The following is an 8,003-nucleotide window of genomic DNA, read 5'->3' on the forward strand; positions in this document are numbered from 1 at the left end:
CCCCCTCCCCCCCCCCCCCCCCCCCCTCCCCCCCCCCCTCCCCCCCCCCCCCCCCCCCCCCCCCCCCCCCGAGGTAGGTGATCACCCGGGCCGGACGGTGATCGTGCAGAGCCGCTTGGTGGCCCGGGTCAGGGCCACGTACAGGTCCCGCTCCCCACCGGGGCGGGCCGCGATGATCTCCTCGGGGTGCAGGACGACGACCCCGTCGAACTCCAGGCCGCGTGCCTCGGACGCGGGCACGATCCGTGCGTGGTCGGCGACGCCCCGGGCCGTCAGCTCGCCCACCCTGATGTCGGCGCAGACCACCCCCAGGAGTTCGCCCGGGTGCGCGGCGCTCTGGGCGTGGAGCTCCTGGACGACGGCGCTGACCAGCCCGTCCGGCGGCGCGGCTCCCGTGCGGGGGGCCTCGCCGCTCCGCAGTGACCGGGTGGGCTGCTGGTCCGGGGCGATCCGGGCCAGCAGGCCCTGGACGCTCTCCAGGATCTCCTGGGTGGTGCGGTAGCTGACGGTCAGCTCGTGCAGCTTGAACCGCGGCCCGACGTGGGGGCTCAGGGCCTCCTTCCAGTCGCGCGCCGTCGCGACCGGGCCCGCCTGGGCGAAGTCGCCCACCAGCGTCATCGCCCGTCCCGGACAGCGGCGGACGATCATCCGCCACTGCAGGGCGGTCAGTTCCTGAGCCTCGTCGACGACGACGTGCCCGTACGTCCGCTCGGGCGGGCCGTCGACCAGGCTCGCCGCCTCGTCCAGCAACGGCACATCGGCATCGGTCCACGGGGCGTCCGGGGCGCGCAGCAGGAGGGACCGCTCCCGCACGGTCAGGTGGGGCAGGTGCTCGGCGAGGGCGTCGGCGTCCGTCAGCAGCGCGTTCACGAGGTCACCGGGTACCAGCCGCGGCCACAGCGCCTCGACCGCCCGGTCGACACCGGCGTCGTCGAGGAGATCGGCCCGGACGGCGTCCAGGTCCAGCTCGTGGGCCGGGCCCGGGGCGGCCGCACCCTCGGTTCGGTGCTGGCCGGCTCCCGTGAACTTGTCGAGGTCCAGGCCCGTCATCGCGACGGTGTCGGCGTCGATCCGCTCCAGGAGGTCGCCCATGTCCCGTTGCATCGCGTCGGTGGCGGCGTCGACCAGGAGTTCCGTGAACACCCGGCGTGCGGGATTGTGCCCCGGTACGGCCGCGACGGCGGCGTCGCGGGCCGTGGCCACCTCCGCCGCGGACAGGCGGACCACGTCCCGCCCGACCCGCACCGTGAAGTCACCGGCGGGGGCCTGGTGGGCGCGCAGCAGGCCGGCCAGGGCGTCGGCGAGGTCGGTGCCGCCCTTGAGACGCGCCGTGTCGAACGGCTCCACGGCGCCCGTGGACACCCCGGCCAGCTCCCGACAGGTCGCCAGGACGACGTCGTTCTCCCCGAGGGAGGGAAGGACCTGGGAGATGTAGTCGAGGAACCGGGCGTTCGGGCCCACCACCAGGACACCCTCCTCTGCGGCCCGCGGGAACGCGTACAGGACGTAGGCCGCCCGGTGCAGGGCGACCACCGTCTTTCCGGTGCCGGGCCCGCCCTGCACCACCGTCACCCCGCGGTGTGCGGAACGGACGATCTCGTCCTGCTCCGCCTGCAGCGTCGCGACGGCCGCGTGCATCCGGCCGGTTCGCCGTGCCGACAGGGCCTCCGTCAACGGGCCGTCGCCCACGACGTCCTCGTCGGTCGGGGCGCTCCCGTCCAGCAGTTCGTCGCTCACCGAGACGACCGTGCGCTCGTCCAGGCGCAGGTGCCGGCGCCGCCGCAGGCCCATCGGGTGGACCGGCGTCGCCTCGTAGAAGGGCCGCGCCGCGCTCGCGCGCCAGTCCACGAGCAGGGGCAGGTCGTCCTCGTCGGTGTGCAAGCCGATCCTCCCGATGCGCAGGGCCGTGCCGTCCGCCCAGTCGATGCGCCCGAAGACCAACCCCCTTTCGGTGCTCTCCAGCCTGCCGATCTCCTTGGCCAGCCGCTCGGCGGCGATTTCCCTTTCGTATGCCTCGCCGGCGCTGTCCGCCGGGGAATTCAGCACGCTCGCCCGCTGCGCCCTGGCTTCGGAAAGGCGCTCGGTGAGGAACTCGTACAGGGAGGACACATAATCCCGCTCCGCGTCAACTGCGAGCGTGGCGGGGTCATTCATCGTCTTCGACGGCTTCGGCAACGGTGAGCTCCTTCGATTCGAGCCATACCATACGGCCGGAGTTCTTCGAAGGTAAGTCTTGACTTGTCCGGTGAAGATATGTCCCGGTGGCTGAATTCACGGCTGCCGGGCGGTGTGGCGTGTCAGGAATTTCGCCATTCCGCTGTTCCGGCATTCTGTGCACCGCCAATTGCGCACCTGGAAAAGGGGAAATCCGGCGAGGCACCCCGCCCCTGGTCCCGGCCCCCGCCCCGGCAACCGGCCCCCGCCCCGGCAACCGGCCCCCGACCCGCCCGGGCCGGGGGGCCGGGGGCCGGGGGGTGTCAAGGGGTGTTGTGGGCCTCGGTGTCGGCGGCGGCGATGACGGCGGTCAGGAGGCCGGGGAAGCGTTGTTCGAGTTCCTCGGTGCGAAGGGTGTTCATCTTCGTGGTGCCGACGTAGTACTGGCGCAGGACGCCGGCTGCGCGCAGGACGGAGAAGTGGTGGCTGGAGGTGGAGCGTCCGACGGGGAGGTCGAAGGATCCACAGCTCAGGTCAGCGCCCGAGTGGGCCAGGGTGTGCACCACTTTGCGCCTCGCCGGGTCGGCGAGGGCCTCCAACACCTGCTGGACGTTGACGTCCTCCACGCCGGGGTGAACGATCACTCGCGCTGTCACGCGTGCCCGTCCCACACCCACCACCCCTTCCCAAGCCTGGCCCCCGTTCCGATTCGAACCCCCGTCAATCGCCGCGCACCGTGCGCGACTTCATGCCAGACGCTACTACGGGACGAGGCCCCGCCACGCCCGCTGCAACACCTTGGCAACACTGGTCGTGCACCGGATGCGCACGTTCCGCCCGGGCGTGCGCCTGGGCCCACCCGGGCGGGGTCGGACGAGGAGCAGTACGTGTGGAGGTCGTCGGAGGCCATGCCGGCGCCGTGGCGCCGGTGTCCGAACGCCCGGCCGGGGTGGGTCGGTTGGGAGTGGCCGAATCTGGGTGAAAGCCGGACGCGGGCGGCGACGGGTCGGTAGCATGATCATGAGATTCGCCGTCCGCGGTACTGCTGAACGTGCTGTTCCTGGACGCGACCACCGTGAGGGGTGCGCAGCAGCGCGCACCCCTTCGTCCCGAGGGGAGATCGGCATGGCCACCGGTACCGTGAAGTGGTTCAACGGGGAGAAGGGCTACGGGTTCATCGCCCAGGACGACGGCGGCCCGGACGTGTTCGTCCACTTCTCCGCGATCCAGGGCAGCGGCTACCGCAACCTGGAGGAGAACCAGCCGGTCGAGTTCGAGATCACGCAGGGCCAGAAGGGCCCGCAGGCCGAGCAGGTCCGCGCGATCTGACCGGGCGGCGTACGAACGCCCCGCACGAAGGCCCCGCACCGGCGAGCACGCGCCGGTGCGGGGCCTCTTGCTGTTGTCCACCTCCCGTGCACCCCCCGCCTGCCCCTGTCCACCCCCGCCCACCCCTCGACAGATACCTCTCACTGAGAGCTAAAATCGAGGTATGGAGACAGGATCCACCCACCCGCCCGACGGCGCCCTCGCCGACGAGTTCTCCGCCCTCCTCACCGGCATCCAGCGGATGCTGCGCCGCCGCCTGCGCCAGGGCCTGGACCAGCCCCGGCTGCGCGGAGCCCAGGTCGAACTGCTGCACCTGGTGATGGACACCCCGGGACTGCGGGTCTCCGCCGCCGCCGAGGAACTGTGTCTGGCCGGCAACTCGGTCTCCACCCTCGTCAACCAGCTCGTCGCCCAGGACCTGCTGCGCCGCGAGGTGGACCCCGCCGACCGCCGGGCCGCCCTGCTGTACGCCACCGAGGCCGCCCGCCAGCGCATCGAAGCCTGGCGCGAGCGGCGCCGGGCACTGACCGGCGAGCTGGTCGCGGGCCTGCCCGGCCCCGAACGGGCCGCGCTGGCCGCCGCCCTGCCCGCGCTGCGCTCCCTCGCCCAGGGGCTGCGCGACCTGCCCGAGGAGGACCCGCGATGACCGAACTGGAACCCGCAGGAATACCGGGAGCCACGGGAATAGCAGGAGCTGCAGGAACGCCAGGAGCAGCGGGAGCGTCGGCCGCGGCGGAGGCCGTGGTGTGCCGGGGCCTGGAGTACAGCTTCACCCACGGCCGTGGCAAGGTCACCCGCGCGGTGGACGGTATCGATCTGACCGTGCGGACCGGTGAGGTCTTCGGCCTGCTCGGTCCCAACGGCGCGGGCAAGACCACCACCATCCGGGCGATCACCACGCTGCTGCCCGCCGGCCCCGGCATGGTGCGCGTCTTCGGCCATGACGCGGCCCGCCGCCCCATGGAGGTACGGCGCCTGCTCGGCTACGTGCCGCAGCAGTTGTCCGCGGACGCCGGGCTGACCGGGCGGGAGAACGTCGCTCTGTTCGCCCGGGTCTTCGACGTCCCCCGTACCGAGCGCGCCCGCCGCGTCGCCCAGGCGCTGGCCGCCGTCGACCTCACCGACGCCGCCGACCGGATGGCCGCCACCTACTCCGGTGGCATGGTGCGCCGCCTCGAACTCGCCCAGGCCCTGGTCAGCGCCCCGCGCCTGCTCGTCCTGGACGAGCCCACCATCGGCCTGGACCCGATCGCCCGTACCGGCGTGTGGGAGCGCGTGGACGCCGTACGCCGGGCCACCGGCATGACCGTCCTGGTCACCACCCACTACATGGACGAGGCCGAGCGCCACTGCGACCGCATCGCGCTGATGGACCGCGGCCGGATCCGGGCCCTGGGCACCCCCGCCGAGCTCAAGGAGGGCATCCGCCGGGCCGTCCCGGGCGGCGAGGAACCCACCCTCGACGACGTGTTCCGCCACTTCGCCGGCCGTGACCTGGCCGACGCCACGGAAGGAGACTTCGGCGATGTCCGCCGCACCCGCCGCACCGCCAGCCGCGTCGGCTGAGCCGCCCACCCCCGGCGCCACTCCCGGCGCCACCCCCGCCGGCGTCCCGGACCTGAGCCTGCTGCTGGTGCCCCCGCGCGCCCGCACCGGCTGGCGCCTGGTGCCCGCCCGGGTCGCCGCGATGTGCGCCGTGGAACTCCAGAAGCTGCGCCACGACCGCACCGAGCTCTACACCCGCGCCGTCCAGCCCGCCCTGTGGCTGCTGATCTTCGGCGAGACCTTCACCCGCCTCAAGGCCATCCCCACCGGCGGCATCCCCTACCTCGACTACCTGGCACCCGGCATCATCGCCCAGTCCGCGATGTTCATCGCGATCTTCTACGGCATCATGATCATCTGGGAGCGGGACTCCGGCGTCCTCACCAAACTCCTGGTCACCCCCACCCCGCGCGCCGCCCTGGTCACCGGCAAGGCCTTCGCCGCCGGCGTCAAAGCCGTCCTGCAAGCCGTCGTCGTGGTCCTGATCGCCGCCGCCCTCGGCGTCGCCATGACGTGGAACCCGCTGCGCCTGCTCGGCGTGGTCGTCGCGGTGCTGCTCGGCTCGGCGTTCTTCTCCTGCCTCTCGATGGCCATCGCCGGGATCGTCCTGACCCGTGACCGCCTGATGGGCATCGGCCAGGCCATCACCATGCCGCTGTTCTTCGGCTCCAACGCCCTCTACCCGGTCGACCTGATGCCCGGCTGGCTGCAGGCCGTCAGCAAGGCCAACCCGCTCAGCTACCAGGTCGACGCCCTGCGCGGCCTGCTCATCGGCACCCCCTCCCACCTGCCCCTGGACTTCGCCGTCCTGGCCGCCGCCACCGCCGCCGGCATCGCCGCCGCCTCCGCCCTCCTGGGCCGCCTGGCCCGCTGAGGCGGCCGACCGGGCGTACGAGCGGGAACGCAGGTCAGTAGCAGCACCGCCGGTGGTCCGTTCGAAGGAGCCGGCGGGAAAGGCGAAAGGAGGTGCAGGTGTCGGGTTTCGCCGCGAGAGTAGGGGGGACCGGTCGGCGCTGACGGCGTCGGCCGGGGACCACGTACCACGGACAAGGGACCCCATGCTCGAGACGCCCGACGACCTCGCCCGCCTCCAGGACCTCCTGGATACCTCGCTCGCCCGCTCCACCGCCCACCTGCGCTCGATCATCAACAGCGAGCGCACCCTCACCGCCGTCCAGCTCACCGGCGTGCTCACCGGGATGTGCACGCTCGCGCTGTCCACCGTCACCGCCAAGGGCGAGCCGCGGATCAGCGGCGTGGACGGCCACTTCCTGCACGGCAGGTGGCACTTCGGCACCGCGCGCACCGCCGCCAAGGCCCGTCACCTGGCCGCCCGGCCCGCTGTCAGCGCCGCCCACCTGCGCGGGGAGGACCTGGGCGTGTTCACCCACGGCACCGCCGAGATCCTCAACCCCCGAGACGGCGAGCCGGCCGCCGACTGGCCCGAACTCCTCGCCTACTTCCAGGACTTCTACGGCCGCGATGCCTTCGACTGGGAGCACGACGTCGTCTACTACCGGCTGCACCCGCACTGGATGTCCGTTTTCGCCTCCGATCCGGCCGAACTCCTCGCGACGGCGGAGCGGGCCTAGAACAAGGCAAGGCCACCAGGTAGAAGGTGATGTCGTCCCAGGTGTCAACGTCGACGCTCTGGACGACGTTGACGGTCTGGACGACGTTGACGGTCCGGGTGGTGCTGGTCCCGTTCGATTTCTGGGCGGCGTGCGCCGGAAGTCTCGCAAATTCCTTAGCCCCTCCTCTGGTTCGCTGGCCGTGCCGAGAGCGCTCCGCGAGCAGTGGCTGAAGGGGAACGGATGTCCAAGCGTGCACTGATCACCGGGGTGACCGGTCAGGACGGGTCTTACCTGGCCGAGCACCTGATCTCCCTGGGATACCAGGTCTGGGGCCTGACCAGGGGGCAGGCCAACCCGCGGAAGGACCGGATCAGCCGGTTGATCCCGGAGCTGCGCTTCGTCGACGGTGACCTGATGGACCAGAGCAGTCTGGTGTCGGCGGTCGACACGATCCAGCCCGACGAGGTGTACAACCTCGGAGCGATCTCCTTCGTGCCGATGTCCTGGCGGCAGCCGGAACTCGTCACCGAGGTCAACGGCACCGGCGTGCTGCGGGTGCTGGAGGCGATCCGGATGGTCAGCGGGATCAACAAGCCGGCCGGGGCCGTCGGTGGCCCCGGCCGGATCCGGTTCTACCAGGCCTCCAGCTCCGAGATGTTCGGCATGGTGGCGGAGACCCCGCAGAACGAGCGGACCACCTTCCACCCGCGCAGCCCGTACGGCGTGGTGAAGACCTACGGTCACTACATCACCCGCAACTACCGCGAGTCCTACGGGATGTACGGTGTCTCGGGGATCCTGTTCAACCACGAGTCGCCGCGCCGCGGGGCCGAGTTCGTGACCCGGAAGATCTCCCTCGCGGTCGCGCAGATCAAGCTCGGCCTGCAGGACCGGCTTCTGCTCGGGAACCTCGACGCCGTCCGCGACTGGGGTTTCGCCGGGGACTACGTCCGGGCGATGCACCTGATGCTCCAGCAGGACGAGCCGGGCGACTACGTCATCGGCACCGGGCGGATGCACTCGGTGCGGGACGCGGCCCGGATCGCCTTCGAGTGCGTCGGGCTCGACTGGGAGCAGTACGTCGAGGTCGATCCAGGGCTCGTGCGACCCGCCGAGGTGGAGACGCTCTGCGCCGACGCCGGCAATGCGCGGGAGAAGCTGGGCTGGGACCCGGAGGTCGACTTCCCCGAGCTCATGCGGATGATGGTCGAGTCCGACCTGGAACAGGCGCGGGTGGCCCGCGACTACGACGAGGTGCTGGCCGGTGCCCGCTGGTGACACCGGCCGGGAGCAACGGCAGGGGGGGGGGGGGGGGGGGTTAGCCCCCGCAACCCCGCGCGCCCCCCCACCTCTGCTCTCAGAAGCCCTGCCACCCGTGCAAGCAGACACCAGCCAGACTAC

General features: G+C 71.9%; 8 protein-coding genes. 6 read left to right on the forward strand and 2 right to left on the reverse strand.

The annotated features are described in order from the left end of the window. Window positions 1-81: 81 nt before the first annotated feature. Entirely contained in the window at window positions 82-2,154 is a 2,073-nt protein-coding gene (locus ACZ4W5_RS15635) for a HelD family protein (RefSeq protein WP_465654972.1), read from the reverse strand. Window positions 2,155-2,477: 323 nt separating this feature from the next. Then, on the reverse strand, window positions 2,478-2,798 hold the full coding sequence (locus ACZ4W5_RS15640) for an ArsR/SmtB family transcription factor (protein WP_465654958.1): 321 nt from the start codon (window positions 2,796-2,798) through the stop codon (window positions 2,478-2,480). A 481-nt stretch (window positions 2,799-3,279) separates the two neighbouring features. Here ACZ4W5_RS15640 and ACZ4W5_RS15645 point away from each other — a divergent pair, with 481 nt between their 5' ends. From ACZ4W5_RS15645 to ACZ4W5_RS15670, 6 genes are all read left to right on the forward strand, one after another. Next, window positions 3,280-3,483 carry a cold-shock protein gene (locus tag ACZ4W5_RS15645; protein WP_402490546.1) on the forward strand — a complete coding sequence of 68 codons (204 nt, stop codon included), beginning with the start codon at window positions 3,280-3,282 and terminating at the stop codon, window positions 3,481-3,483. 163 nt (window positions 3,484-3,646) lie between these two features. Further along, complete coding sequence (locus tag ACZ4W5_RS15650; RefSeq protein ID WP_465654960.1) at window positions 3,647-4,129, forward strand: MarR family winged helix-turn-helix transcriptional regulator; 483 nt, start codon at window positions 3,647-3,649, stop codon at window positions 4,127-4,129. After that, window positions 4,126-5,049, forward strand: a complete 924-nt coding sequence (locus ACZ4W5_RS15655) for an ATP-binding cassette domain-containing protein (RefSeq protein WP_465654962.1) — start codon at window positions 4,126-4,128, stop codon at window positions 5,047-5,049. The genes ACZ4W5_RS15650 and ACZ4W5_RS15655 overlap by 4 nt, the downstream gene beginning before the upstream one ends. Further along, a complete protein-coding gene (locus ACZ4W5_RS15660) occupies window positions 5,009-5,902 on the forward strand; it encodes an ABC transporter permease (protein ID WP_402490555.1) in 894 nt (297 codons plus the stop codon). Before ACZ4W5_RS15655 ends, ACZ4W5_RS15660 begins: the two co-directional genes overlap by 41 nt. Window positions 5,903-6,086: 184 nt before the next feature. After that, a complete protein-coding gene (locus tag ACZ4W5_RS15665; protein ID WP_360229470.1) occupies window positions 6,087-6,620 on the forward strand; it encodes a pyridoxamine 5'-phosphate oxidase family protein in 534 nt (177 codons plus the stop codon). Window positions 6,621-6,842: 222 nt separating this feature from the next. After that, entirely contained in the window at window positions 6,843-7,880 is a 1,038-nt protein-coding gene (locus tag ACZ4W5_RS15670) for a GDP-mannose 4,6-dehydratase (RefSeq protein WP_360229472.1), read from the forward strand. The last annotated feature ends 123 nt before the right edge of the window (window positions 7,881-8,003 follow it).

It is taken from the genome of Kitasatospora sp. NPDC029367 (assembly GCF_055569135.1).

Coding starts and splice junctions, on each gene's coding strand:
- ACZ4W5_RS15645 (WP_402490546.1), top strand. CDS start 3,280: ATGGCCACCGGTACCGTGAAGTGGTTCAACGGGGAGAAGGGCTACGGG.
- ACZ4W5_RS15665 (WP_360229470.1), top strand. CDS start 6,087: ATGCTCGAGACGCCCGACGACCTCGCCCGCCTCCAGGACCTCCTGGAT.
- ACZ4W5_RS15635 (WP_465654972.1), bottom strand. CDS start 2,154: ATGAATGACCCCGCCACGCTCGCAGTTGACGCGGAGCGGGATTATGTG.
- ACZ4W5_RS15670 (WP_360229472.1), top strand. CDS start 6,843: ATGTCCAAGCGTGCACTGATCACCGGGGTGACCGGTCAGGACGGGTCT.
- ACZ4W5_RS15660 (WP_402490555.1), top strand. CDS start 5,009: ATGTCCGCCGCACCCGCCGCACCGCCAGCCGCGTCGGCTGAGCCGCCC.
- ACZ4W5_RS15650 (WP_465654960.1), top strand. CDS start 3,647: ATGGAGACAGGATCCACCCACCCGCCCGACGGCGCCCTCGCCGACGAG.
- ACZ4W5_RS15655 (WP_465654962.1), top strand. CDS start 4,126: ATGACCGAACTGGAACCCGCAGGAATACCGGGAGCCACGGGAATAGCA.